The organism is Ancylobacter rudongensis (genome assembly GCF_900100155.1).
GTDB classification, from domain to species: Bacteria; Pseudomonadota; Alphaproteobacteria; order Rhizobiales; family Xanthobacteraceae; genus Ancylobacter; species Ancylobacter rudongensis.
The window spans coordinates 132,595-157,823 of the sequence record NZ_FMTP01000007.1 but is presented as its reverse complement, the minus strand read 5'-3'; the positions used below and the strand labels follow the sequence as shown (position 1 = coordinate 157,823).

Here is a 25,229-nt window from a genome sequence, read left to right as displayed (position 1 = left end):
GGGAGCGCGCTGAAATCTGGGAGCGATCCCGGATCGCGGCAGGGCCGCGTCCGGGAGAACGATTACGGACGGGCCGTCAGCCCACCGAGCCTTCGAGGCTCACCGCGATCAGCTTCTGCGCCTCGACCGCGAACTCCATCGGCAGCTGCTGCAGCACGTCCTTGACGAAGCCGTTGACGATCAGCGCCGTCGCCTCTTCCGGATCGAGGCCGCGCTGGCGGCAGTAGAACAGCTGGTCGTCGGAGATCTTCGAGGTGGTGGCCTCGTGCTCGAACTGGGCGGAGGAGTTCTTACTCTCGATATAGGGCACGGTGTGCGCCCCGCACTTGTCGCCGATCAGCAGGCTGTCGCAATTGGTGAAGTTGCGCGCGCCGGTGGCCTTGCGGTGGGCGGTGACGAGGCCGCGATAGGTGTTGTCGGAATAGCCCGCCGCGATGCCCTTGGAGATGATGCGGCTCGACGTGTTCTTGCCGAGATGGATCATCTTGGTGCCGCTATCGACCTGCTGGCGCCCGTTCGAGATGGCGATCGAGTAGAACTCGCCCTGCGAATTGTCGCCGCGCAGGATGCAGCTCGGGTACTTCCAGGTGATCGCCGAGCCGGTTTCCACCTGCGTCCAGGAGATCTTCGAACGGTCGCCGCGGCAATCGCCACGCTTGGTGACGAAGTTGAAGATGCCGCCCTTGCCGTCCTTGTCGCCGGGGTACCAGTTCTGCACCGTCGAGTACTTGATCTCGGCGTCATCGAGCGCGACCAGCTCAACCACGGCGGCGTGCAGCTGGTTCTCGTCGCGCATCGGCGCGGTGCAGCCTTCGAGATAGCTCACATAGGCGCCCTCGTCGGCGATGATCAGCGTGCGCTCGAACTGGCCGGTGTTGCGCTCATTGATGCGGAAATAGGTCGACAGCTCCATCGGGCAGCGCACGCCCTTGGGCACATAGACGAACGACCCGTCGGAGAACACCGCCGAGTTCAGCGTGGCGAAGTAGTTGTCCGTCACCGGCACCACCGAGCCGAGATATTTCTTCACCAGCTCGGGATATTCGCGCACCGCCTCGGAGATCGGCATGAAGATCACGCCGGCCTTGGAGAGCTCTTCCTTGAAGGTGGTGGCGACCGAGACGCTGTCGAACACCGCGTCGACCGCGACCTTGGTGCCGCCGCTGGCAATGCCGAGCAACGCGTCGCGCTCGCGCAGCGGGATGCCGAGCTTCTCATAGGTGGCGAGAATCTCGGGGTCGATGTCGTCGATCGACAGTTCGCTCGGGCGCTTGGGCGCGGAATAGTAATAGAGGTCCTGATAGTCGATCGGCGGGTAGCTCACCCGCGCCCAGTCCGGCTCGCGCATGGTGAGCCAGCGACGGAACGCCTCCAGCCGCCATTCGAGCATCCATTCGGGCTCGTTCTTCTTCGCCGAGATGAAGCGGACCGTGTCCTCGGACAGGCCCTTCGGGGCCTTTTCCGTCTCGATTTCGGTGAAGAACCCGTACTTGTACTGATCGACATCAAGGGAGCGGACCTGGTCCACTGTCTCCTGTACGGCCGGCATCGTCTCATCTCCTCTCCCACGCGGGGTCAAGGCCCGCGGGTCAGGTCAACCATTCCCGCCGGCGGCCACCGGAGTGCGGCACCGCCCGCGTCGTCCTGCGCCGCCCGAGGGCCGCGCAAATCTCACACCTCACGCCGCCGCGCGGCGACGCAAAAGACCCGGCAACACCCGGCGGAACACGCCGAGCGCCCGGTCGACATCCTCTTCCCCGCTCGACCAGCCGAAGGACAGGCGGATCGCCGAACGCGCGATGCGCTCGGACACGCCCATCGCCCCCAGCACATGCGAGGCCGCCACCTTGCCCGACGAGCAGGCGGCACCGGCGCTCGCCGCCACGCCCGCAAGATCGAGGGCGATGACAACGGTTTCGGCCGGCACGCCCGGCAGCGCGAAGCACGAGGTGTTCGGCAGCCGGTCGACATCGCCCACGAGCAGGACAAGCTCGGGAAACTCGCACCTTAGAGCGTCTTCAAGCCGTTCGCGCAAGCCATTGATGCGCACGCCATCGGCTTCCACACAGTCGCCCGCGCGCTGCGCCGCCGCGCCGAAGGCGGCAATGGCCGGCACGTTCTCGCTGCCGGCCCGCCGGCCCCGCTCCTGCGCGCCCCCGCCGATCAGCGGCGCGGGGCGAAGGTCCGGGTCGGCGAGGATCAGCGCCCCCACACCCGGCGCACCGCCGAGCTTGTGGGCGGAGACAGACATCATGTCGGCACCGAGCGCGGGGAGCGAGAGCGGAATGCGCCCGGCGGCCTGCACGGCGTCGGTGTGCACCAGCGCGCCATGGGCGTGGGCGCGGCGCGCCGCCTCCGCCAGCGGCTGGATCACCCCGGTCTCGTTATTGGCCACCATCAGCGAGAGCAGCACCCGGCGACCGGCGGCGGAATGGCGCTCCAGCGCCGCGTCGAGCGCGTCGAGCAATACCCGGCCGCGCGCATCAACGGGGAGAACCTCCACCCGGTCGGCGGGGAAACGGTGGCCGCGCAGCACGGCGGCATGTTCCACCGCGCTGACCAGCAGAACGTCATGGAGCAGTGACTCCTCGCCGCGCCGGTAATCGGGCGTCAGCGCCAGCACGTCGGCCTCGGTGCCGCTGGAGGTGAAGATCACCCCGGCCGGATTGCCGCCCACCAGCGCCGCCACCTGCGCCCGCGCCACATCCATCGTCCCGCGCGAGACGCGGCCCTCGGCATGCACGGAGGAGCCGTTGCCGGTGGCGTCCAGCGCCGCCAGCAGGGCCTCACGCGCTTCCGGGCGAACCGGGGATGTCGCGTTATGGTCGAGATAGGTGCGTGCGTTCATGTCTCTGGGGGCTCGTGGTTCCGTTTGCCTCTCCTATATAGGAAGCCGCTGCGCCGTCTGCCCCTTCCTTTGCGCTAAAGCTTGCAAATTCAGGCGTCGTCCGGCATAGCTGACCGTCCCGTCTTCTTCGTAGGGTGCACGGTCGCGCGCAGGTTGAACGCGACGCGGCCGCAACTCAACGTAGATATTTAGAATTATTCTAATAAGTTAGGGCTCCCGCCCCAGGTCGTCAAGGCGCATGCGGTAAGGCAGTCTTTCGGGACGCAGGCCGGAACGGGTTTTCGGCCCACCGGACCAATCTCGCCTTGCCCCGCCGCATTCAAGGTCACGAACTTCATGCCCGAGGTTATCTTCACCGGCGAGAAGGGGCGGCTCGAAGGCCGCTACCAGCCGGCCAAGGCGCGCCATGCGCCCATCGCCATCATCCTGCACCCGCACCCCCAGTTCGGCGGCACGATGAACAATCCGGTCGTCTACAACCTCTATTACCAGTTCGTGAACCGGGGCTTCTCGACCCTGCGCTTCAACTTCCGCGGCGTCGGCCGCTCGCAGGGCTCGTTCGACCATGGCCAGGGCGAACTGGCCGATGCCGCTGCCGCGCTGGACTGGGCGCAGTCGATCAACCCGGATGCGCGCGCCTGCTGGATCGCCGGCTTCTCCTTCGGCGCCTGGATCGGGATGCAGCTGCTGATGCGCCGCCCGGAGGTGGAAGGCTTCATCTCCATCGCCGCGCCGGCGAATCTCTATGACTTCTCGTTCCTCGCCCCCTGCCCGTCCTCCGGCCTGTTCGTGCATGGCGACAAGGACGCAGTGGTGCCGTTCTCCGCCGTCACCGGCCTCGTGGAGAAGCTGAAGACGCAGAAGGGCATCGTCATCGACCAGCAGACCGTGCCGGGCGCCAACCACTTCTTCGACGGCAAGACCGAGGACCTGATGGAGGTCGTCGGCGCCTATCTCGACAAGCGCCTGCCCGAGACGGCCAAGAAGACCAGCGCCGCCTGAGCGGCCGCACGGCACGACGGGGCTGGCTGACCGGCCACCCCCGTCCGTCGCTTCAGGCCGAACGGAGACACGGCGCCAGGGCTAGGCCCGGACGAGGAAGCTGCGGATCGGGCCGCGCCCATGGACATCGCCCGAACGGTCATCGCCGGCGCAGTCCAGCAGCAATTCGACGCTGCGGCTGAAGGGCGGAAGCTCCAGATAGACGCCGGAGCCGTGCAACAGGCGCGTGCCGTTGCCGTGCACATGATCCCGATTGACCATGGCGAAGTCGCTCGCGGCAGGCTGCTGCTCCGTGACGATGACATGGCGAAAAGGCGCCAGCTTGCCGAGAATCGTCTCGACCTGCCGGTTGGACAGGTGCTGAAAGACCTGGCGGACGAGAACAAGGTCCGCCGTCGGCAGATCCCCGTCGCCCGCGGCATCCGCGCAGATGAAGCGACACCCCGGCCCGCCAAACGTCGCATTGTTGTAAGACACAAGGTCCGGAACAACATCCATTCCGGTATAGTCTTCGCAGATCAGATTTCTACCGACATAGAAATCACCGCACCCAATATCGAGCACAGACTTAATATTCTTCTCTTTGATGAACTCGTTTATTCTATCGCAATATAGTTTGACGAACGGCCCGCGCGATCCGGCACCTGAGAAAAAGCGTGTCTCGCCATCGCCCCATGTGTTCTCGCGGTAAATCTGGGAAAACACATCGGCCGCGCGTCGATTCCGGTTACGGCGGCTCTCCAGATAGCTCCGCCATTGCCACCTGCGCTTCGACAGCTCTTTTCTGATGAACGGCGGCAAGAGATTCTTCGCCAAAGACCCGAGCAAACTGGCGTCCCCCGCCCGGCACATATTCGGATCGCGAACCTACAGGAACCGTCGCAGCCCGCCAAGGCACGCCACGGTCGAGGCGGATGCCCGCCGCCCCTCCCCCGGCAGGCCCACCAAACGAAAAGCCCGGCGCTGCGAACGCCGGGCTTTTTACGAGGTGGATGAGGCGAGGCTCAGTTGAGCACGAGCCGGGTCGGCGGGTTGGTCAGCGTGATCGCGTCGCCATGGCGGGCGATCTGGACGATGCTCTCGGCCGTGTCGGCGGCGCCGGGCACGGAGAAGCTGACCACCTGGTCGGGCTGGAGAGTGGCGGAGACGCGGATCGGGGCGCCACCGGCGACGGTCAGCGTGGCGACGACGTGATAACCGTCGGCCTGGGGCGTGTAATACGCAACGCCGTTCACATAGCCGATATTGATGGTCTGGGCGGTGGCCGGCTTCAGGCCGGCCTTGTCGGCGGCGCGGACGGGGGCGATGACGGCGACGGCGATGAGGCCGCCGGCGACGGCAAGCGGCAGAATATCGCGGCTGAGGCTGCGCATGTCGAAGGCTCCAAAGTTTCTGTCCAGGCGTGTTGAAGAGGAAGCTGCCTGCCTGGCGAGCCGGACTTCCGGGAGCCGTCAAACTACATGGAATATTGTGCACCGCATCATACGATTTTGCATCGCACGCTTGCGTTTCAGGAATACTGCGACATTCTGTGTACCGTTTTCAATTTTTCTGAACCTACCGTTCAGCTTTGCTGCAGCCCCCCCGGTTCTGCAGCGTGCGGTGCAGCTCATGCAGCCGGCGGGGGCACGATGACGCCACCCGTCATCGGCTCAGGCACGCCCGTGGTGGTGGGAAAGCTCAGCGCCAGCCCCTTGAGCGCCCGCACTGCCAGGAAAGCGAAGGCCTGCGCCTCCAGCGCGTCGGTCGACCAGCCGACCGCGTCGGCGGACACCGTCTCGATGCCGGTGCGCGCGCCCAGCATCCGCAGCAGCGTCGTGTTGTGCGCCCCCCCGCCGGCCACGATGAGTCGGGTCGGTCGGTCCGGCAGAAAAGGCAGCACCGCCCCGACGCTCGCCGCACTCAGCGCCGTAAGCGTCGCCACCCCATCCGCCGTGTTCATGCCATCGAGCCCGGCATGTTCGTTGACCCAGGCGCGAAATTCGTTGCGATCCAGTGATTTCGGCGGGGGGCGGTGAAAGAACGGGTGCGTCATCAGCCGATCGACCACAGCCTCAGCCACCGTGCCGTGGGCGGCGATGAGGCCCTCGTCGTCAAACGGCAGATCGGTGCGGGCCTTCAGAAAATCATCGATCAGCGCATTGGCCGGGCCGGTATCGCAGGCGATCGGATCGCGCCGGCCGTCGACATAGGTGACATTGGCCACCCCGCCGAGATTGAGCACCAGCAGGGGCTTGGGCGGCCCCAGCCCGCGCGCAAGCGCGCGGTGATACACCGGCACCAGCGGCGCCCCCTGCCCGCCCGCCGCGACGTCGGCGGCGCGCATGTTATAGACCAGCGCCGGTCCGCGCCCGCGGGTCATGCCGCGGACCTCCCGCGCCAGAGCCGGCCCATTGCCGAGCTGGACGGTCAGGCGATTCTCCGGCCGGTGCAGCACGGTCTGGCCGTGATAGCCGATGACGTCGACCTCCCTATAGGCCGGAAACTCCTTGAGAAACGCCGCCAGCGCCTGGCCGTGGCGCTCCGTCGAGAGCCGCTCGGCGCGGGCGAGAATCCCGGGTCGGGCATCGCGGTCGGTCATGTCGCGCGCGTCCGCCATCGCCCGGAACAGCAATTCCCGCGTCTCCGGCGCATAGACATAGGTCCGCCCCGGCCCGAACGAGGCGATGGTCTCGCCATCGGTCTCGATCAGTGCCACGTCGATGCCGTCGAGCGAGGTCCCGCTCATCAGCCCAATCGCCATCAATGGCCGATCCATCTCTGCCCTCGGGGTGCTTTCGCTGCGCGAAACTGTTAAATCACCTGCCCCTTCCTAACATGGCGTTGATGCCCGCAGGCCCGATATGAGCACGTTCAAATCCGACTTCCTCCGCACCCTCAGCGAGCGCGGCTTCATTCATCAGATCTCCGATGAACAGGGCCTCGACACTCTCTTCGCGAAGGAAACGGTCACGGCCTATATCGGCTTCGACCCCACCGCCCCGAGCCTGCATGCCGGCGGGCTGATCCAGATCATGATGCTGCACTGGCTGCAGAAGACCGGCCACCGCGCCGTCTCGCTGATGGGCGGCGGCACCGGCATGGTGGGCGATCCGTCCTTCAAGGACGACGCCCGCCAGCTGATGACGGTGGACACGATCGAGGCCAACATCGCCTCGATCAAGCGTGTCTTCTCGAACTACCTTAGCTATGGCGAGGGCCCCACCGACGCGCTGATGATCAACAACGCCGACTGGCTGCGCGACCTCAACTATCTGGAATTCCTGCGCGATGTCGGCCGGCATTTCTCGGTCAACCGCATGCTGTCCTTCGATAGCGTGAAGACGCGCCTGGACCGCGAGCAGTCGCTGTCCTTCCTCGAATTCAACTACATGATCCTGCAGGCCTATGACTTCGTCGAGCTGTCGAAGCGCCATGGCGTGCGGCTGCAGATGGGCGGCTCCGACCAGTGGGGCAACATCGTCAACGGCATCGATCTCGGCCACCGCATGGGCACGCCGCAGCTCTACGCCCTCACCTCGCCGCTGCTGACCACCGCCTCCGGCGCCAAGATGGGCAAGTCGCTGAACGGGGCGGTGTGGCTGAACGCCGACATGCTCGGCCCCTATGAGTTCTGGCAGTACTGGCGCAACACCGAGGACGCCGATGTCGAGCGCTTCCTCAAGCTCTACACCACCCTGCCGATGGACGAGATCGCCCGCCTCGCGCAGGAAGCGCAGGGCTCGGCCATCAACGAGGTGAAGAAGCTGCTCGCCACCGAGATCACCGCCCTGCTGCACGGGCGGGCGGCGGCGGAAGCGGCGGCCGAAACCGCGCGCAAGACCTTCGAAGAAGGTGGCATCGCCGCCGACCTGCCGAGCGTTAACGTGCCGGCGGCCGAGCTGGCGGCGGGGATCGGCGTGCTCGCCGCCTTCGCCGAGAAAACCGGCCTCGTCGCCTCCAATGGTGAGGCGCGCCGCCAGGTGAAGGGCGGCGGGCTGAAGGTGAACGACGCCACCGTCACCGACGAGAAGGCGGTGCTGACCGAGCGCGACCTAACGCCCGAAGGCGTGATCAAGCTCTCGCTCGGCAAGAAGAAGCATGTGCTGCTGAAGCCAGTTTAGGCGGCAAGGCGGGCCGCGCTCGCCATCGCCTGTCATCCCGGACGGCCGGAGGCCGATCCGGGACCGTGCGCCAATATCGGGTAGCGATCCGGCTCTTCGCTGCGCTGCGGCCGGGATGGCGCCCTGAAGAGGCTAGCGCGACGGCACCACCGCGGGCGGGGTCGGGTCGGGGGCCTGCCGGAACTCGAAGATCTTGCGCAGGAAGCCCGGCGCCACCGCCGAGATCGGGTTCACCCGCAGCGTCGGGCCGGACACCGGGCCGACAATCTCATAGGTCACGCCGACCAGCCCCTCATTGGGCCCGCCGCCGAGGAAGAAGCCGAGGACCGGCAGGCGGCTGAACAGATTGTTCAACCCATAGGCCGGCACATAGGTGCCGCGCACCGACACGCGGTCATTAGCGAGATCGAGCGTGCCGTCGAAGGTCGAGCCGATGGACGGGCCCCAGATCGCCCCGTCGCGCAGGCTGATCTGCTGGGCGGAGCGCTGGAAATCGACCTGCAGCTTGCGGAAGGAGATCGCCGAGCCCGGCTGCGGCCGCCCGTCGCGCATGGTCGCCGGCGCGGCGGCGATGAGCCGGTCGAGCCCGGCCTCGCCCCGGATCACGAAGTCGCGCACATTGATGACGCCGCTCTGCGGCCGGCCATCGCCCGCCGGCGCGTCGACATCGATCCAGAGATCGCCGCCATAGATCTTCGGGTAGAGGTCGATGAAGCGCAGCAGCGCCCCGGCGTCGCTGGTCGCCACCCGCAGCTGCGGGCGGCCATTGCCCTGCGCCTTCAGCTCGCCGGTCACGCCCCCGGTGCGGCCGACGAGAGCGCCGAGCGAGAAGGCGCGCAGATCGCCATTGCGCCGCGAGATCACCAGGGCGACGTCGCGCATGGCCTCGCCATTATTGCCGACGACGACGCCGAGCTTGACGTCGAGGTCGATGTCGGGCGGGCGGGACGTGCCGGGGCCGCTGGGAGGCGTGTCGGTGAGCTGCTTGAGGAAGGCACGCGCCTCGATCACCTCGCCGCGCACCGTCACCTTGTAGGTGCCGTCGGCATTTTCGAGCTTCACGCTGGCTTTGTCGCCGTCGGAGAGCTTGAAGGTCGGTAGGTTGGCACTGACCACGGCCGCCTTGGAATCGAGTTCCACCGTGCCGCGAATGTCCACCCCCTGGCCCGTCACCACCAGGTCGTCGAGCCGCGTGCCGCCGGAGGTGATGACGGCCTTGGCGGTCATCTTTGCCGGCTTGCCGGCAGCCTTGGTCCATCCCGGCACCAGGTCCGAGAGCTTCACACGGGTGAGGTCGAGTTCGACATCGGCCGTCTTGGCCTTCGTCCCGACCGTGCCCGCCAGCTTGACCCCCAGCGTGCCGGACATGCCGGGAAGCTCGAAGCCGAGTTTCTGCCGCGCGGCGTCGTCCAGTGAGGCGGCGAGCGCGAACGTCATGTCGCCGCTGGCGGGGCGGCTATAGTCGAAGCTGGCCGGCGCGCCACCGAACTTGCCCTCGCCGCGCGCCACGGTCGCCGCCTGGGTCACGAAGGCGCGCACCGTGGCGTCGTCGAGATTCTGGTTGAATACCATCTTCGACGCGCCGAAATCGCTGAGCGTGGCGTCGAAGGCGTAGTCGATATCCGAGGGGAGGATGTTGTCGGACAGCTTGACGCTGATCTGCGCCGTGCCCTTGATCGTCCCCGACACCGATTGCGGCTCGATCGGTACATAGGTCGGCCCGCGCAGCGGCGGAATCCCGGCGAGTTCGATGGCGGCGGCGGCCTGGCCGCTGACATTGACCTGCACCTTCGCCTCCGGCTTGGGCGGGGCGGTGTCGGAAATGTCGAAAATGCTCTCGCCAATCTCCAGCCGGCGCTCTCCCGGCGTCTGCATCGCCGCCTTCGCCACCGTCACATGCGCGGTGCGGCCGGTGATCTTCACCGCCACATCGGCGTCGATGATCGGCGGCAGGCCGGGAACCGGGATGAAGCGCCCATTGGTGCCGGCAATGATGATGCTCAGCCCCTCATCGGCGAGCGGATGATCCTTCTTGCCGATGGAGTCCAGCGGCGCGTTGAAGAAGATCCTCGCCTCGCTGACATCGCCTGAAACCAGATGGTCGTAAACCCATTTGCGCGGCGCCGGCGCGGCCACGGCCGGCCATAGCCGGATCAGCGAGGTCGCCGTCATCGGCGTGGCGGTAACGGTCATGGAGAGCGAGGGTGCGGGCCCCGCCAGTTCCAGCGCGCCGCCCAGGGTGATGCCGCCTTGCGGTCCTTTCAGCTCACCGCGATCGATGCTGGCGCGCTGCGCCACCGGATCGAAGGACAGGTCGAACACGATGTCGTCGAGGACAAAGGGCGGCACCTGTGTCTGGTGCGGGCCGCCGCCGATAAAGCTGGCGCGCGCGGAATGGGTGTGCAGCCGCCAGAGGCCGGCGCTGTCGGCGGGAATGTCCACCGTGCCGGCGAGATCCATGCCGAAGGGGCCTGCCTGGGCGGTGACGGAGGTGAGATTGATCCGCCGCGCTGCCGGATCGAGCGAGAAGGCCAGCACCGCTTCGTCGACCAGCATCCGCCCTTCCGCATCGGAGCCGAGCTGAAGCTCGCCCGCCCCGGCGGCCAGTCGCCCGCTGCTCGCTAGCACCACGCCACGCGGGTCGATGGTGGCGACGAAATCGATCGACAGCGGCGAGGTGGCGAGAATATCCGCCCCGGCCTTGCCGGCGGCGATCAGCAGATCGCGCGGCGCGAGATCCCGCACTTCCAGTTCCAGGTCGCGGCGGCCCTCATTGAGAGCGCCGACCGTGGCGCGGGCCGACCACGGCCCATCCATGCCGCCGGCCTTAATGTCGAAGGTGACGCCGCCCTGTTCCGGGCGCGACAGCGACAGGTCGATGTCGTCGAAGGTCCATTCCCGCCCGCTGGCCTCGTTGCGGATGACAAGGATGCCTTCCTTGAGCCCGATCTCGCTCAGCGTGCCGCCATCGAGCCCGCCCTCGTCGAACTGACGGGCGAGCGCGGCAAGGCTGGCGAGGCGAAGCGGACCGAAAGGCGTCGGAACCTCGCCCTCCGCCGCTGCGACACCCGGCGCCCCCTCCGCAGCGGCCGGGGCGTCGACCGGCGCGGGCACGGTTCCGGCTGCGGGCTCCGCCGTTTGGTCGGCCGCGGGATCGACCGTCTGCACGGTGGTGAGCAGCTTGGGCTGCACCCGGGCGCCGTCGGCGGCATCCGCCTCGGTCGAGATGGAGAGCTGCCCCTGCGCATCGATGAACACGTTGAGCCGGACGCCGACGAGATCGACCCGCTCGGGCTGCATCAACCAGGGCAGCCAGCTGTCCTGCAATGCCACTTCGGCCTGCGGCGCGGTGGCGATGAGGTCGCCATCATCGTCGCGCACGGTGATGTCGGCGGCGTGCAGCACGATGCCCCCGTCCGGCACCCGCTCGGCGACGATAGCGCCGATCTGCACGGTGCGCCCGGCCCCGAGCCGCGCCTCAAGGGTGCGCTCGACATAAGGGCGCGCCATGTCGACGGTGAGCACGCCGGCGCTGAAGAGAAGGTAGATCCCGGCGATCGCGGCGGCGAGGAGGACGAAGGTGGAGCCGCCCGACCAGACGCACATGCGCAGCCAGCGCCGCCGCCGGGCGGGCGCGGCGCAGACCTTTGGCGACCGTTTGACGCGAAGGCGCTTCACCTGGCGCTTGCCGGCCGTCGGCGACCTGTGCGTCGTCTTCTCTGTCATCTACGGCACGAATCCTTGAGGCTGGGTCATAATGCCCGCGCGCAACACAGGCGGCGACACCTTATCCACCTGCATGCTGACATCCTGCTGATAGCTCCGCACAATTGGCCGGCCGGTACGTCCATCGGCAAGCCCTAACGGCAAGCCACCCCAGCCGATCACCCCCAAACACGCCGAAAGGAAGGCACATGACCGAGATAGAAGTGGGAGCTCCCGCACCCGACTTCACTTTGACCACCGATTCGGGCGAGGTGCTGTCGCTCGCCGCCTGCCGGGGCCGAAAGCTGGTGCTTTATTTCTACCCCAAGGCCGGCACGTCAGGCTGCACGGTGGAGGCGCATGACTTCAACCGGCTCAAGGCCGATTTCGACGCGGCCGACACCCGCATCCTTGGCGTCTCGCCCGATCCCGACACGGCGCTGGCGAAGTTCCGCACCAAGGAGGGCCTCACCTTCGACCTCGCCGGCAATGAGGACCATGCCATGCTCGAAGCCTATGGCGTGTGGGGCGAGAAGAGCATGTATGGCCGCAAATATATGGGGGTCGAGCGCACCACCGTGCTGATCGACCGCGAGGGAAAGATCGCCCGCCTCTGGCCGAAGGTGAAGGTCGCCGGCCATGCCGAGGAGGTGCTCGCCGCCGCGCGGGCGCTCTGACGCCCCGCGCGCTCTGGCAACAGGCGGGGCGCGCCCGGCGCCTCGCCGATCTATGTCGATCAGTCGACATCCTCGACGCTGGCCGGTCCGCCGCCATAGGCGCGCTGCGCCAGCGCCGCTTCCATGAACGGGTCGAGATCGCCGTCCAGCACTTCCTGCGGCGTGCCCGAGGTGACGCCGGTGCGCAGATCCTTAACGAGCTGGTAGGGCTGGAGCACATAGGAGCGGATCTGATGGCCCCAGCCGATATCGGTCTTGGCGGCCTGGTCGGCGGCCGCCTGCGCCTCGCGCTTCTTCAGCTCCATCTCATAGAGCTTGGCGCGCAGCATCTCCCACGCCGTGGCGCGGTTCTTGTGCTGCGAACGGTCGCCCTGCGCCACCACGGCGATGCCGGTGGGAATATGGGTGAAGCGCACGGCCGATTCGGTCTTGTTGACGTGCTGGCCGCCGGCGCCGCCCGAACGCATCGTGTCGATGCGCAGGTCGCTTTCCTTGATGTCGACGACGATGCGGTCGTCAATGACCGGGTAGACGTCGACGCTGGCGAAGGAGGTCTGGCGCCGGGCGTTGGAATCGAAGGGCGAGATGCGCACCAGCCGGTGCACGCCGGCCTCGGTCTTCATCCAGCCATAGGCGTTGTGGCCCTTGACCAGGATGGTGGCCGACTTCAGCCCGGCGGTTTCGCCCGCCTGCTCGTCCACCAGCTCCACCTTGAAGCCGCGGCGCTCGGCCCAGCGCGTATACATGCGCAGCAGCATCAGCGCCCAGTCCTGGCTGTCGGTGCCGCCGGCGCCGGCATGGACTTCGAGATAGCTGTCATTGGCGTCCGCCTCGCCGGAGAGCAGCGCTTCCAGCTGGCGGCGGGCGACCTCGGCCTTCAGCTTGGCCAGCGCGCCGGCCGCCTCGTCGACGATGGAAGCGTCGCCCTCGGCCTCGCCCATCTCGATCAGCTCGACATTGTCGGAAAGCTCGCGGGTGATACGCTCCAGCGCCCCGAGCCCGTCCTCCAGCGTGCCGCGCTCCTGCATCAGTTTCTGCGCGCGCTCGGGGTCATTCCACAGATTGGGGTCCTCGGCGAGCGCGTTCAGCTCGGCAAGGCGGGCCTTGGAACGGTCGAAATCGATGTGCTGCCGCAGCAACTGGGCGGCTTCCCGGATTTCGTCGACGCTCGCGGCGAGCTCGGCGCGCATGATGGCTACTCTCGATAGGACATTGAAGGCGGCGGAAAATAGAGGCGTTGCCGCACAGTGTAAACGCCCCGCGCTGCGGTTGGGTCCGGGCGAGCCGCCAAGGGCCGCTTGCGGGACGCGCGGGCGGGCCTAGGATGCGGCGAACCCTGGGATAAGGACCAACAGATGCATCTCGTCGGCATGCTCGATTCGCCCTATGTGCGCCGCGTCGCGGTGTCGCTGACCACTCTCGGCCTGCCCTTCACCCACGAGTCGGTGTCGGTGTTCCGCCATTACGAGCGCTTCCAAGGAATCAACCCGGTGGTGAAGGCGCCGACGCTGATCACCGATGGCGGCGTCGTGCTGATGGATTCGACCCTCATCATCGAACATGCCGAGAAGCTGGCCGGCCGCTCGCTCGTCCCGGACGATCTGGCCGCGCATGCGAGGGCGCAGCGCATCATCGGCCTGGCGCTGGCCGCCTGCGAGAAGAGCGTGCAGATCGTTTATGAAAACCAGCTGCGCCCGCAGGAGAAGCGCCACCAGCCCTGGCTCGACCGGGTGAACGAACAGCTGCTCGCCGCCTACCGCCTGCTGGACGACGAGATCGGCACGGCGGAGGGCTGGCTGTTCGGCGCGGCGCCGCTGCAGGCCGACATCACCGCCGCCATCGGCTGGACCTTCACCACCCGGATGCTGCCCGATCTGTTGCCGGCCGATGCCTTTCCGGCGCTCGCCCGCCTCGCCGCCCGCGCCGAGGCGCAGGAGGCGTTCAAGGCCTGGCCTTATGATGGCTGAGTACGCCGGACGACGGCGCGCTCAGAAGCGCACGCTCAGCGCGGCGCTCAGCCCGTTCTGGCTGAAGCCGTCGCCAAACTGGCCACCATAGGAGATGTTGAGCCGGGCGGCCGGCGCGAGCGCGAGTTCGAGCCCGGCCTCGACCACGGCCACATCCTCGCCGAGCGGCACGCCGCTCACCGTGAAGGGCAGGCCGCCGATCAGGAAGGACTGCGTCTGGGTCGGGACCACATCGCCAAAAGCGTGCCGCCAGCCCAGGCTGCCATTGAAGGTCGCCGCCACCGCCCCCAGCGGGATCGGCGCCGCGAGGCGCAGGCCGAGCGTGGTGAAGCTGGTCTGCGTGCTGGAACCGTCGACACGCAGCGCGGCCTCGCTGCCCGTTTCGCCATAGGCATCGGTGTTCAGCTGCACATAGGCGAGAGCAGCGAAAGGCTCCAGCCGGGCCATGGCCAGATCGATACCATAGGCGAGTTCGCCGAAGGCCTGGAAGGTGCCGGCATCGTAGTCGGCACTCTGCGATCCGGCGAATCCCGGCAGGATGACGGTGCGGGACAGGTCCACCTGCTGCCAGCTATAGGCGAGGCCGGTACGCAGGGCGAGCGCCTCCCATGAACGGCCGGCATAGACACCGAGATGCCAGTTGTCGCTCTGGCCCGAGGCGCTCGCCGCGCCGCTGTCGAACTGGGTGGTGCTGTAGCCGCCAAGCAGGCCCACCCGCCAGTCGTCGATCAGCGTGTCGCCGCCGATGAGGAAGCCGCCTGTCTGGCTGTCGAGCGTGCCGGCATTGCCGTTGCCGTCATAGGTGCTCCAGGCGCCGAAGCCTTCCGCCCACAGGGCCGAGATGGCGGGCGGCGGGGCGGGCTCGGCCTTCAGCGGAATGCCGGCCATCGGCGCGGCGGGCGCGGCATAGGCGAGCGGCGCCACGGTCATGCCGGCCGGTGCCGAGGCGGAACCGGCGGTTCTCAGCCGGTCGATCACGGCCGACCGCAGAAAGACGCTGTCATTGAGCAGAACGCTCTTTACCGAGGCGCCCGCGTCCCCGGCCAGCACCGCGAACGCTGCCGGCGCCGTCGAGGCGTTGAGCGAAAGCACCGCATCGCCGAGTGCGCTGTCCAGCGGCGCGGTATCGAGGCTGCGCGCCGCCGCGATCTGGTTGGGCGTGTTCGCCAGCGTGGCGAAAGCGACGGCGCTGCGGTAGGTCTCCACCACGACGCGGTCATCCTCGGGGTCCACTTTCACGTCGAGGAAGGGATAGGCGGTCAGCGGATCGTCCACCAGCACGAAGGCGCCGTTCACGCCCCCCGCCGCCGTCAGCACCGCGTATTGGCGCAGGCCGAGGATGGTGCCGGGGGCGACGTCGAGGTCGAGAAGCGCGCCCTCGATCTCCGCCGATCCGCCCGCCGCGATCAGGTCCGCGCCGAACTGCCCCAGCTCCGCCGCGTAGGTCGCGCCGGCGGCAAGGGTGACGTCGCCATCGACCTCGATGGTGCCGATCGAGTTGCCCGGTGCGGTGACACTGTCGGCCGTCGCCACGAGATCGCCGCCAATGGAGCCGGACCCGAACAGCACGCCGGAATTCGCCAGGCTCGCCGTCACCCGCCCATTATTGCCGAAGATGCCGGCATTGAGGACGCTGCCCTCGATGAGCCCATCGTTCAGCACCGCCCCTTCATTGACCAGCTCCGCCGCGCCGATCGTTCCCGCATTGTAGAGCAGTGCGCCGGACGCGACCTCGACCGAACCGACAATGCTGCCGGTGATCGCCAGCGTGCCGCCCTGAACGCTGGTGCCCCCCGAATAGCTGCTCGCGCCGGCGAGGACGAGGATGCCATCGCCCACCAGTTCCAGGCCGCCATCGCCGGTCATGTCGTTGGCCCAGACGTCGAACGCGCCGTAGCCTTCGGCCGAACTGTCCAGGTCGATCACCTGGATGCAGCCATCCGCCCCCTCGCCGCCGCAATTGAGCGCGCCAAAGCCGTCCGCCGCAGCGAAAAGGTTCAGCCGGGCCCAGCCGCTGCCATTGTCGAGGGCGCTGCCGGAGGCGATCTCGGTGGTCGCCAGCACCTCGCGCCGCTGGGCGTCGCTCAGATAGGGAAAGCGGGTGGCGATCAGCACCTCGGCGCCCTCGGGCACCACCGGCGCCTCCCCGGTGTCGGAAAAGTCCGGCAGACCATAAGTCATGTAGTAGGTGTAGAGGTCGCGGGCCTCGCGAAACTGTTCGGAGGAGGGAATGGCCCCGGCGCGAATGCAGCCGACAATGTTGTTGCGGCACGCGGCCTCATAGGGCGAGCCGCCGCCGGAACCGATATAGGCCTGAAGCGACGCGCTCGCGGCGTCCACATCGGCAGGCCCGACGCCGTAATCTGTGCCATTGAGCCACATGGCGAGATTATAGGTGGCGATCAGCCGTCCGCCGATCACATCCAGCGGGTAATGCACGCCGAACACATTGCGGCTCACGCCGAACTCGATGCCGGCCATGAGGAAGTCCTTGTAGTATTCCGGCGCAAGGATTCCGGTGAGGATGGCAAGTGTGTTGCCGGCTGTGGAATGCCCGCTCGGAAAGGCCGGGCTGGAGACATACTCGCCCCAATATTGCGGCTGGAAACCGGCCGGCACCTGGGCGGATTGCTGGATCGTCACCGCGAGGGCGGAGGTCTGCTCCACGGTCCAGGGATTGCCGTTGATCGCCTCCGACACCACGAAGGGGCGCGGATCGCCCGCCGCCTCGCCGGCATATTGCGGCAGCACGCCGTAGACGCTGTAGCTGGCGCGGTTCGGATCGTCCGCGAAGTGGGTCTTCATCTTGCCGGCAATCTCGCCGGTCAGCTCAAGCGCCTGCTCAGTAATGGTCTGATAGGCCGAGCCGGTCGGGAAATTGTTTCCCGGCGAAAGAAGCGAGCCTTCGTTGAACAGCACGCTCAGATCGGGGCGCGCCATGTTCCAGATGTTGTAGTAGAGGACGTTGCCCTGCAACTGGCTGTTGATGGCCGCCAGCTGCTTGTCGGCAGCACTGGACGACGCATAGATCTGCTCCTCCGTGGCCAGGTTCTGCTCGAGAATGTCGAGACCCGCCGCCTCGTGCTGGAACTTGCCGAAGTTCTCGAGGAGCTTCTCATTGCACGAGTCGATGCTGTCGCAGTCGCTGTCCGCCGAGGCCCTCGCAAGCGGCAGCAGCCAGAGTGCGATCACGATGCAGGTCAATCGCGTGGGCCATGCAGGCGAGCGAGTGCGCCCGTCCCCCCGATAGCGGTGCACCATGCCAGCCCCCTTGCGTGCGCCAGCGGCACTGCGCGGCAGCCCAAGCCGCAGGCAGAAGCCGCAACGGACGACGATCCCCCTAGACGTCGTAACGCTAAAGGCAACCACAGGGCGCTTCAAGCCAAAAGTGGCAGAAATAAGGGCGCACCCGGCATCCGGAGATCCGGGCGCGAACGCGCCTCAGTAGAGCCCGCCCGTGCCGCTGGCGCCGACCGCGCGTTCGGCGTCGGGGTTGATTCCGATGGGATTGCCCGCCGCATCGGTGGCGCCGATGATCGAATAGCTGTCCGGCGGCGCGGTGCCCGGCTTGAAGGCCTCCAGGATCGAGCCCTCGCCCGGGCCGGCGCGCAGGCCGCTCTTCGGGTTGATGCGGATCAGCTTGATGCCGGGCGGTACGCGGAACGGCACGGCCGGCCGGTCGGCCAGCGCCAGCTTCATGAAGTCGCGCACCACCGGGGCGGCGAGCTGGCCGCCGGTCGAGCCCTTGCCCATCGGCTTGGGCGTGTCGAAGCCGAGATACACCGCCACCACCAGTTCAGGTGTGTAGCCGACGAACCAGGCGTCCTTTTCCTCGTTGGTGGTGCCGGTCTTGCCGGCGATCGGCTTGCCGAGCACCTTCAGCGCCGTGCCGGTGCCGCGCTGCACCACGCCTTCCAGCATCGACGTGATCTGGTAGGCGGTCATCGGGTCGAGCACCTGCTCGCGCCGGTCGATCAGCACCGGCTCGTTCTGGCCGGACCAGCCGGCGGCGTCGCAGCCGCGGCATTCGCGTTCGTCATGGCGGTAGATGGTCTTGCCGTAACGGTCCTGGATTCGGTCGATCAGCGTCGGCTTGATGCGCTTGCCGCCATTGGCGAACATGGAATAACCGCCGGCCATGCGCAGCGCGGTGGTTTCACCCGCGCCGAGCGACATGGAGAGCACGGGCAGAAGATTGTCGGAGACGCCGAAGCGCTTGGCGTATTCGACGATCAGCGGCATGCCGAGATCGTTCGCCAGCCGCACCGTCATCACGTTGCGCGACTGCTCGATGCCGAAGCGCAGGGTCTGCGGGCCATAGAACTTGCCGGAATAATTCTCCGGCCGCCACGTCGCCTGCCCCTGCTGGGCCAGTTCGAACGGCGCATCCAGCACGACGCTGGACGGCGTGTAGCCATTGTCGATCGCCGCCGCATAGACATAGGGCTTGAAGGACGAGCCCGGCTGGCGCTGCGCCTGGGTGGCGCGGTTGAACTGGCTCTCATCGAAGGAGAAGCCGCCCGCCATGGCCAGCACGCGCCCGGTCGAGGGGTCCATCGCAACCAGCGCGCCTTCGATCTGCGGCTGCTGGCGCAGGCGCCACTGGTCGGGCTTGCCGTCCACCGGCTCGACATAGACCACGTCGCCGGGCTTGAGGACGCCGGCGACGCCGCCCTTGGCGTTGCGGATCGCCCATTTGGCGCCGTCGGCGGTGATCATGCCGACATCGCGCTGGGTGCCGAGCACGCCGGAGCGGTCGCGCTGCGGCTGCAGGCCGATGCGCGCGCCCTTGGCGTCGGAATCCAGCACCACGGCGAGCCGCCAGGGAATGTCGGTGAAGGTGCGCACATCGGCGAGCCGCGCACCCCAGTCGCCCGTCGTCTCGATGCGCGTGACCGGGCCGCGGAAGCCGCGCTGCTCGTCATAGCGGGTCAGCCCGTCGAGCAGCGCCTGCTTGGCATATTGCTGGAGCTTGGGATTCAGCGAGGTCCGCACCGAGAGACCGCCGCCATACAGCTTGTCCTCGCCATAGCGCTCGAAGATCTCGCGGCGCACCTCCTCGGCGAAATATTCGGCCGAGAAGATATGCGCGCCGGTCGGGCGCACGGTCACGGAAAGGTCGGTCTTCTTGGCCTCGTCAGCCTGCTGCTGGGTGATGTAGCCGTTCTCGGCCATGCGATCGATCACCCAGTTGCGGCGCTCGACGGCGGCGTCGTGGCGGCGGAAGGGGTGATAATTGTTCGGGCCCTTCGGCAGGGCGGCGAGATAGGCGGCCTCGGCGATGGTCAGCTCGGAGACCGACTTGTCGAAATAGAGCAGCGAGGCGGCGGCGACGCCATAGGAGCCGATGCCGAGATAGATCTCGTTCAGATAGAGTTCGAGGATCTTGTCCTTGGAGTAGGCGCGCTCCATGCGCAGCGCCAGCAGCGCCTCCTTCACCTTGCGGTCGATCGAGACCTCGTTGGTGAGGAGGAAGTTCTTGGCCACCTGCTGGGTGATGGTGGAGGCGCCCTGCGGGCGGCGGCCGGAACCGTAATTCTGCACGAAGGCAAAGGCGGCGCGGCCGATGCCGGTGAGGTCGATGCCGCCATGGGAATAGAAGTTCTTGTCCTCGGCGGCGAGGAAAGCGTCCTTCACCAGCGGCGGGATGTTCTGGATCGGCAGATAGAGCCGGCGCTCGCGGGCATATTCGGCCAGCAGCGAGCCATCGGCGGCATGGACGCGGGTCATGACCGGCGGCTCGTAGTTCTGCAGCTGGCTGTAGTCCGGCAGATCCTGCGAGAATTTCCATGCGAAATAGCCGGCCGCCGCCCCGCCGATCACAAAGACGATCGTGCCGAGCGCGAACATGAACCCCAAGAACCGCAGAAGCAGCCGCATACGGCCAGGCCCCCAATAAGCTGAGAACACCCCCGCGCGGTAGCGCGATAAGAGTCCGAATGTGGTCGTCGCCCGAAGGGCAGCGTGTGCGCGGCAACTATGGCCTAATCGCGACCGTTCAAGGCCCGGTCGCCGCCAGTGGATCGCCGCCCGTCCGGCCGACGCTGGCCGGCAACGCCACGGGAGTCCCCTCAGCGGGCCCCTGCGCGGCGAAATAGGCATCGACCGCCACCGCCATGGCCTCGGTCACACTAGCCTGCCATGCGGCCGATGTCATGAGTTCGAGGTCCTTGGCGCTGGAAAGATACCCCAGTTCGAACAATACGGAGGGCACGTCGGGCGCCTTCAACACCTTGAAACCCGCCGATTTGAGCGGTGATTTGTGCATCCGCGCCACGCCGCTGACGCTGCCGGCAAGGCTGCGCGCGAACAGGGCGGAGAAATTACGCGTTTCGCGCTGGGCGAGGTCGAACAATATGCCGGCGACATCCGCCGGCTCCTCGGAAAGATCGAGGCCGGCAATCATGTCCGCCTTGTTTTCCGCATCCGCCAGTCGCTGCGATTCGGCGTCGGAGGCGCGGTCGGAGAGGGTGTAGATCGTCGCCCCGCGCACATCGCCATCGCGCGAGCCGAGCGAATCGGCGTGCAGCGAGATGAACAGCCTGGCCCCGTTGTCGCGGGCGAAGCGCACCCGCTGGCCGAGCGAGACATAGGTGTCCTTGGTGCGTGTCAGCAGCACGCGGTAGCGCCCGGCCTCCGTCAGGCGCTGCTCCAGCAGGCGGGCGATGGTGAGCACCAGCTCCTTTTCGGTGACGCCGAACTTGGCATTGACCGCGCCGGGATCGATGCCGCCATGGCCGGGATCGAGCACGATGACCGGACGGTTGTCGCCGAGCACGGCGGCTTCCGCCTGCGGCATTTCCGGCGGCTCGGTGGCACGCAGCGGTGCGGCCACCGCCTGCAGGAAGCTGGCGCGGTCGGTCTTGACGAGGTCGATCACGAGCCGCGCCGGCTGGTCGTCCATCGGCTCCAGCACGAAGGCCTTGTCGACCGTCACCGGGTCGGTGACGTCGAGCACGATGCGCGCCTTGCCCGGGGCGAACAGGCCGAAGCGATAGGCGGCGACAAGCCCCCGCCCCTCCTGCCCGGCCGAGGCCGGCAGCGCGAAGATGACATCGGGAATGTCGACCACCACCCGATAGGGGTCGGCGAGGGTGAAGGCGCCGAGCGGCACCGCACGCGACAGGTCGATCACCAGCCGGGTGCGCTCGCCATCGCCGGCGAGGCGCGCATCGCTGGCCACCACCGGGTCGCTGGCGCCGGCGGCACGGGAGGTGGCAGGGGCCATGCCAAGCCACGCCGGCAACAGCGCAAGCGCCGCCGCCAGACAGATCTTCCCCATGCCCGTTCGCCACACCATGTCTGCCCGCGTCTCCCCTTTCGGCCGTCCGGCGCGGCGACCGTCCCGCGCTCCCGACCTTTCTAGCGAAATAACAACGAACCGTTAACCGGCCGTGGCACCCGGCGCCGCTTCGCCCGGCCGCCGTGTCCGACGGGCAACGGGAGACGAGCGGACCCTGTCGGACACGATCCTTGCCAAATCGGCACGCATGCCGCTATTAAGAGCACGCATATGGTTCGCATTCCGGTCGCCCGTCGACGTCCGGCTCTCGCGGCCCCTGCGGCGAAGGGCTGCCCAGCGATGGAGCGGCCCGGCACAAGGCGCGAATTCCGTTCAGGACCCGTAGCCGTGCCTTGGCGGTCGTCATGACTGCGCGCCAGGGGGAACGCGGCCCGGTTTTGTCATTCACGGACGAGTGGACGTGGTGTCCTGGCGCGGCGCATTTCGTCGTGTCGTCCCCCACGCGCCTTCGCGGCCATCTGCCTTGAGCCGGATCGTGCGCGGTCGCGGCTTGCCCTGTTCGGTCGTGTAAGGACGGCAACCAACGATGATGCGTCAGCCGGCAAGTGTGGGTCTCGTGCGCAGGGCGGTTTTCCGCCGCGCACCTGCCCGCCGGCCCGTGACCTGCGCACCGCGTCGGCGCCCCGCCTGCGAGGCTCCCCGTCCTCACCGCCGCATCCTCTTCACGCTTTCAATTTCCGCTTACTGGCACGGCTTGAGCCGTCCGGCGTCGCTGGCGACGTCGACGCGGCCGTGGCCCCATATGAGAGTTCAATGGCCAACAAGATGCTCATCGACGCCACCCATCCCGAGGAGACTCGGGTGGTGGTGGTGCGCGGCAACCGAGTCGAGGAATTCGACTTCGAGGCCGCCAACCGCAAGCCGCTGCGCGGCAATATCTACCTCGCCAAGGTCACGCGGGTAGAACCCTCCCTCCAGGCCGCCTTCGTCGAATATGGCGGCAACCGGCATGGCTTCCTCGCCTTCAGCGAGATCCATCCCGACTATTACCAGATCCCGGTCGCCGACCGGCAGGCGCTGCTCGCCGAGGAAGAACGCCAGCAGCGGCGCGATGCCGAGGCCGAGAACGAGGACAAGCCCAAGAGCCGTCCCCGCCGGGCGCGCGGCGCGGCCAAGACCGCCGAGGGCGACGAGAGCGTTTCCGAAGACACCACCGTCGAGGCGGCCGGCGAGAGCGAGGGCGACGCCGCCCCGGCGCGCCGCTCGCGCCGCCGCCGCTCCTCCTCCGAGGACGAGACGGGCGGCGAAGGCGGCGGCGAGATCGAGGAGATCGCCGACGAGGAAGAGATCGTCGACGAGGTCGGCTCCGACGACGCCATGGAAGAAATGCCCGAGCGCGGCGCCCCGCGCGGCCGGGCTCGCACCTACAAAATCCAGGAAGTCATCAAGCGCCGGCAGGTCATGCTGGTGCAGGTAGTCAAGGAAGAACGCGGCAACAAGGGCGCGGCGCTCACCACCTATCTCTCGCTCGCCGGCCGCTATTCGGTGCTGATGCCCAACACCGCGCGCGGTGGCGGCATCTCCCGCAAGATCACCTCGGCCGAGGACCGCAAGCGGCTGAAGGAGGTCGCCTCCGACCTCGAAGTGCCGGAGGGCATGGGCGTCATCCTGCGCACCGCCGGCGCCAACCGCACCAAGCCGGAAATCAAGCGCGACTTCGAATATCTCCTGCGCCTGTGGGAGAATGTCCGCGAGCTGACGCTCGGCTCCACCGCCCCCTCGCTGGTCTATGAGGAAGGCTCGCTGATCAAGCGCTCGATCCGCGACCTCTACAACAAGGACATCGACGAGGTTCTGGTCGCTGGCGACGAGGGCTATCGCGAGGCCAAGGACTTCATGCGCATGCTCATGCCGAGCCATGCGAAGAACGTGAAGGTCTACAAGGATCTGCAGCCGGTGTTCACCCGCTTCGGGGTGGAGAGCCAGCTCGACGCGATGTTCCTGCCGCAGGTGCAGCTGAAGTCCGGCGGCTATCTCGTCATCAACCCGACCGAGGCGCTGGTCTCCATCGACGTGAACTCCGGGCGCTCGACCCGCGAGCACAATATCGAGGACACGGCGCTGAAGACCAACCTGGAGGCCGCCGAAGAGGTGGCCCGCCAGCTGCGCCTGCGCGACCTTGCCGGCCTTGTCGTGATCGACTTCATCGACATGGACGAGAAGCGCAACAACCGGGCGGTGGAGCGCAAGCTCAAGGACTGCCTGAAGAACGACCGCGCCCGCATCCAGCTTGGCCGCATCTCGCATTTCGGCCTGATGGAAATGAGCCGCCAGCGCATCCGCACCGGCGTGCTGGAATCCTCCACCGAGGTCTGCCCGCATTGCGGCGGCACCGGCCATGTGCGCTCCTCGCCCTCGGTCGCGCTGCAGATGCTGCGCGGCGCCGAGGACATTCTCCAGCGCTCGAACACGCATAACCTCGTCATCCGCACCCGCGCCGAGAACGCGCTCTATGTGCTCAACCACAAGCGCGCGCATCTGCACGAGCTGGAAGAGCGCTTCGGCGTGCTGATCACCATCGCGGCCGACCAGACGCTGACCGGGCTCACCCCCTTCGCCATCGACAAGGGCGAAGCGGTGCTGAACCCGATCCCGCTGCCGCGTCCGCCCGAGCTGGTGTTCGAGCCCGAGGACGAAATGGACCTCGCCGCCGCCGAGGAAGCCGAGGCGGAGAGCGAAGCCGAGGCCACGGTGGAAGCCGCCGCCGAGCCCGAAGCCGGCGAGAGCCGCAGCACCCCGCCGGCGCCCGCGGCCGGCGACCCGGCCGGCGATGGCGGACGCCGTCGGCGCCGTCGGCGCCGGCGTCGGCGCGGCGGTGGTGCCAATGGCGAGAACGGCGAGAATGGCGAGCGCCATGCCGAGGGCGAGGCGGGATCGGACATGTCCGGCGCCGAGTTCGAGGATGACGGCGACGAGGGTGACGACGAGGAGCGTTCCAGCGAGCGCGCCGACGCGGCACCCGAGGTGACGGCCGAAGCACCTCTCGCCGGCGAACCGGCCGAGCAGGCTGTGGCTCTGGCCGAGGAAGCGACCGCCACGCCGGTCGAGGCCCCCGCCGAGACTCCGGTCGAGGCTCCGGCCGAAGCCGCATCCGAAGCGCCGGCCGACGCCGCACCTGCCGAGGACGAGAAGCCGCGTCGCGGCCGTCGCGGCGGACGCCGCACCAAGGCGGCAGCGGCCGAGACGACTGAGGCCCCTGCGGCTGAAGCCGCGCCGGCTGAAGCCGCACCTGTCGCCGACGCTCCCGCCGCCGACGCCCCGGCTGCGGAAGTCGCCGATGCGCCGGAGGCTGCCAAGCCGAAGCCGCGCCGCCGTCGCTCGACGGTGCGCGAGAAGGCCCCGGTCGTTGCCGAGAGCGACAGCGCGAGCGACGCGCCGGCGGAAGCCGCCGCGCCGGAAGCACCGGCCGAGGCCAGCGCCCCCGCCAGTGAGCCGGCCGTCGCGTCCCCGGCGGACGAGGCGTCTTCGGACGAGGCGCCGGCCAGCGCGCCCGCCCCCATCGAGGCGGCGCCCCCGGCCGAGCCGGAGCCCGATCGCCCGCGCCGCACCGGCTGGTGGCAGCGCAAGATCTTCGGCGAGTGATCCTCGCCGACTAGGTATCGGCAGGAACCTCCCTGCCCCGCT

The 25,229-nt window shown here is 67.8% G+C and carries 15 protein-coding genes; 5 read left to right on the top strand and 10 right to left on the bottom strand.

Translation table 11 applies throughout. The annotated features are described in order from the left end of the window. Positions 1 to 76 precede the first annotated feature (76 nt). Both sufB and BLO63_RS17060 read right to left on the bottom strand, forming a co-directional pair. Entirely contained in the window at positions 77 to 1,549 is a 1,473-nt protein-coding gene (sufB, locus tag BLO63_RS17065; protein ID WP_091443016.1) for a Fe-S cluster assembly protein SufB, read from the bottom strand. A gap of 129 nt (positions 1,550 to 1,678) precedes the next feature. Next, positions 1,679 to 2,848, bottom strand: coding sequence for a cysteine desulfurase family protein (locus BLO63_RS17060; protein WP_091443014.1), 1,170 nt, complete (start codon positions 2,846 to 2,848; stop codon positions 1,679 to 1,681). A 336-nt stretch (positions 2,849 to 3,184) separates the two neighbouring features. On the opposite strand from BLO63_RS17060, the gene BLO63_RS17055 reads away from it, so the two are divergent. Continuing rightward, positions 3,185 to 3,850 (top strand): alpha/beta hydrolase, encoded by a 666-nt coding sequence (locus BLO63_RS17055; protein ID WP_018390502.1) that lies wholly within the window; start codon positions 3,185 to 3,187, stop codon positions 3,848 to 3,850. 81 nt (positions 3,851 to 3,931) lie between these two features. Here BLO63_RS17055 and BLO63_RS20985 read toward each other — a convergent pair whose 3' ends face one another. The 3 genes from BLO63_RS20985 to BLO63_RS17040 all read right to left on the bottom strand — a co-directional run bounded on the left by BLO63_RS20985 (position 3,932) and on the right by BLO63_RS17040 (position 6,578). Beyond that, positions 3,932 to 4,651, bottom strand: a complete 720-nt coding sequence (locus BLO63_RS20985) for a class I SAM-dependent methyltransferase (protein ID WP_162841831.1) — start codon at positions 4,649 to 4,651, stop codon at positions 3,932 to 3,934. Between the two features lie 203 nt (positions 4,652 to 4,854). Beyond that, a complete protein-coding gene (locus tag BLO63_RS17045; protein ID WP_018390501.1) occupies positions 4,855 to 5,223 on the bottom strand; it encodes a hypothetical protein in 369 nt (122 codons plus the stop codon). A 236-nt stretch (positions 5,224 to 5,459) separates the two neighbouring features. Then, positions 5,460 to 6,578, bottom strand: a complete 1,119-nt coding sequence (locus tag BLO63_RS17040) for an anhydro-N-acetylmuramic acid kinase (RefSeq protein WP_244517927.1) — start codon at positions 6,576 to 6,578, stop codon at positions 5,460 to 5,462. A 115-nt stretch (positions 6,579 to 6,693) separates the two neighbouring features. On the opposite strand from BLO63_RS17040, the gene tyrS reads away from it, so the two are divergent. Then, positions 6,694 to 7,953, top strand: coding sequence for a tyrosine--tRNA ligase (gene tyrS / locus BLO63_RS17035; protein ID WP_091443005.1), 1,260 nt, complete (start codon positions 6,694 to 6,696; stop codon positions 7,951 to 7,953). 132 nt (positions 7,954 to 8,085) lie between these two features. Here tyrS and BLO63_RS17030 read toward each other — a convergent pair whose 3' ends face one another. Then, complete coding sequence (locus BLO63_RS17030; RefSeq protein ID WP_091443002.1) at positions 8,086 to 11,679, bottom strand: AsmA-like C-terminal region-containing protein; 3,594 nt, start codon at positions 11,677 to 11,679, stop codon at positions 8,086 to 8,088. A 188-nt stretch (positions 11,680 to 11,867) separates the two neighbouring features. On the opposite strand from BLO63_RS17030, the gene bcp reads away from it, so the two are divergent. After that, a complete protein-coding gene (gene bcp / locus BLO63_RS17025; RefSeq protein ID WP_091443001.1) occupies positions 11,868 to 12,335 on the top strand; it encodes a thioredoxin-dependent thiol peroxidase in 468 nt (155 codons plus the stop codon). Between the two features lie 59 nt (positions 12,336 to 12,394). Here the strand turns inward: bcp and prfB are convergent, their stop codons facing one another. Next, a complete protein-coding gene (gene prfB, locus BLO63_RS17020; RefSeq protein WP_091442998.1) occupies positions 12,395 to 13,525 on the bottom strand; it encodes a peptide chain release factor 2 in 1,131 nt (376 codons plus the stop codon). Positions 13,526 to 13,690: 165 nt separating this feature from the next. On the opposite strand from prfB, the gene BLO63_RS17015 reads away from it, so the two are divergent. Then, complete coding sequence (locus BLO63_RS17015) at positions 13,691 to 14,302, top strand: glutathione S-transferase family protein (RefSeq protein ID WP_091442995.1); 612 nt, start codon at positions 13,691 to 13,693, stop codon at positions 14,300 to 14,302. A 21-nt stretch (positions 14,303 to 14,323) separates the two neighbouring features. Here the strand turns inward: BLO63_RS17015 and BLO63_RS17010 are convergent, their stop codons facing one another. From BLO63_RS17010 to BLO63_RS17000, 3 genes are all read right to left on the bottom strand, one after another. After that, complete coding sequence (locus BLO63_RS17010; protein WP_162841830.1) at positions 14,324 to 17,494, bottom strand: autotransporter domain-containing protein; 3,171 nt, start codon at positions 17,492 to 17,494, stop codon at positions 14,324 to 14,326. Between the two features lie 249 nt (positions 17,495 to 17,743). Continuing rightward, positions 17,744 to 20,182, bottom strand: a complete 2,439-nt coding sequence (locus BLO63_RS17005; protein ID WP_091442991.1) for a penicillin-binding protein 1A — start codon at positions 20,180 to 20,182, stop codon at positions 17,744 to 17,746. 118 nt (positions 20,183 to 20,300) lie between these two features. Beyond that, the gene (locus BLO63_RS17000) at positions 20,301 to 21,584 is read right to left on the bottom strand and encodes an N-acetylmuramoyl-L-alanine amidase (RefSeq protein ID WP_091442989.1); all 1,284 of its coding nucleotides are present in this window, start codon (positions 21,582 to 21,584) and stop codon (positions 20,301 to 20,303) included. 774 nt (positions 21,585 to 22,358) lie between these two features. On the opposite strand from BLO63_RS17000, the gene BLO63_RS16995 reads away from it, so the two are divergent. Beyond that, positions 22,359 to 25,187, top strand: coding sequence for an Rne/Rng family ribonuclease (locus BLO63_RS16995; RefSeq protein WP_091442987.1), 2,829 nt, complete (start codon positions 22,359 to 22,361; stop codon positions 25,185 to 25,187). Positions 25,188 to 25,229 lie beyond the last annotated feature (42 nt).

What these genes read in the sequence shown, in the direction of transcription:
- sufB (WP_091443016.1), bottom strand. Translation starts at nt 1,549, where the DNA reads ATGCCGGCCGTACAGGAGACAGTGGACCAGGTCCGCTCCCTTGATGTC.
- BLO63_RS17060 (WP_091443014.1), bottom strand. Translation starts at nt 2,848, where the DNA reads ATGAACGCACGCACCTATCTCGACCATAACGCGACATCCCCGGTTCGC.
- BLO63_RS17055 (WP_018390502.1), top strand. Translation starts at nt 3,185, where the DNA reads ATGCCCGAGGTTATCTTCACCGGCGAGAAGGGGCGGCTCGAAGGCCGC.
- BLO63_RS17045 (WP_018390501.1), bottom strand. Translation starts at nt 5,223, where the DNA reads ATGCGCAGCCTCAGCCGCGATATTCTGCCGCTTGCCGTCGCCGGCGGC.
- BLO63_RS17040 (WP_244517927.1), bottom strand. Translation starts at nt 6,578, where the DNA reads ATGAGCGGGACCTCGCTCGACGGCATCGACGTGGCACTGATCGAGACC.
- tyrS (WP_091443005.1), top strand. Translation starts at nt 6,694, where the DNA reads ATGAGCACGTTCAAATCCGACTTCCTCCGCACCCTCAGCGAGCGCGGC.
- BLO63_RS17030 (WP_091443002.1), bottom strand. Translation starts at nt 11,679, where the DNA reads ATGACAGAGAAGACGACGCACAGGTCGCCGACGGCCGGCAAGCGCCAG.
- bcp (WP_091443001.1), top strand. Translation starts at nt 11,868, where the DNA reads ATGACCGAGATAGAAGTGGGAGCTCCCGCACCCGACTTCACTTTGACC.
- prfB (WP_091442998.1), bottom strand. Translation starts at nt 13,525, where the DNA reads ATGCGCGCCGAGCTCGCCGCGAGCGTCGACGAAATCCGGGAAGCCGCC.
- BLO63_RS17015 (WP_091442995.1), top strand. Translation starts at nt 13,691, where the DNA reads ATGCATCTCGTCGGCATGCTCGATTCGCCCTATGTGCGCCGCGTCGCG.
- BLO63_RS17005 (WP_091442991.1), bottom strand. Translation starts at nt 20,182, where the DNA reads ATGCGGCTGCTTCTGCGGTTCTTGGGGTTCATGTTCGCGCTCGGCACG.
- BLO63_RS17000 (WP_091442989.1), bottom strand. Translation starts at nt 21,584, where the DNA reads ATGGGGAAGATCTGTCTGGCGGCGGCGCTTGCGCTGTTGCCGGCGTGG.
- BLO63_RS16995 (WP_091442987.1), top strand. Translation starts at nt 22,359, where the DNA reads ATGGCCAACAAGATGCTCATCGACGCCACCCATCCCGAGGAGACTCGG.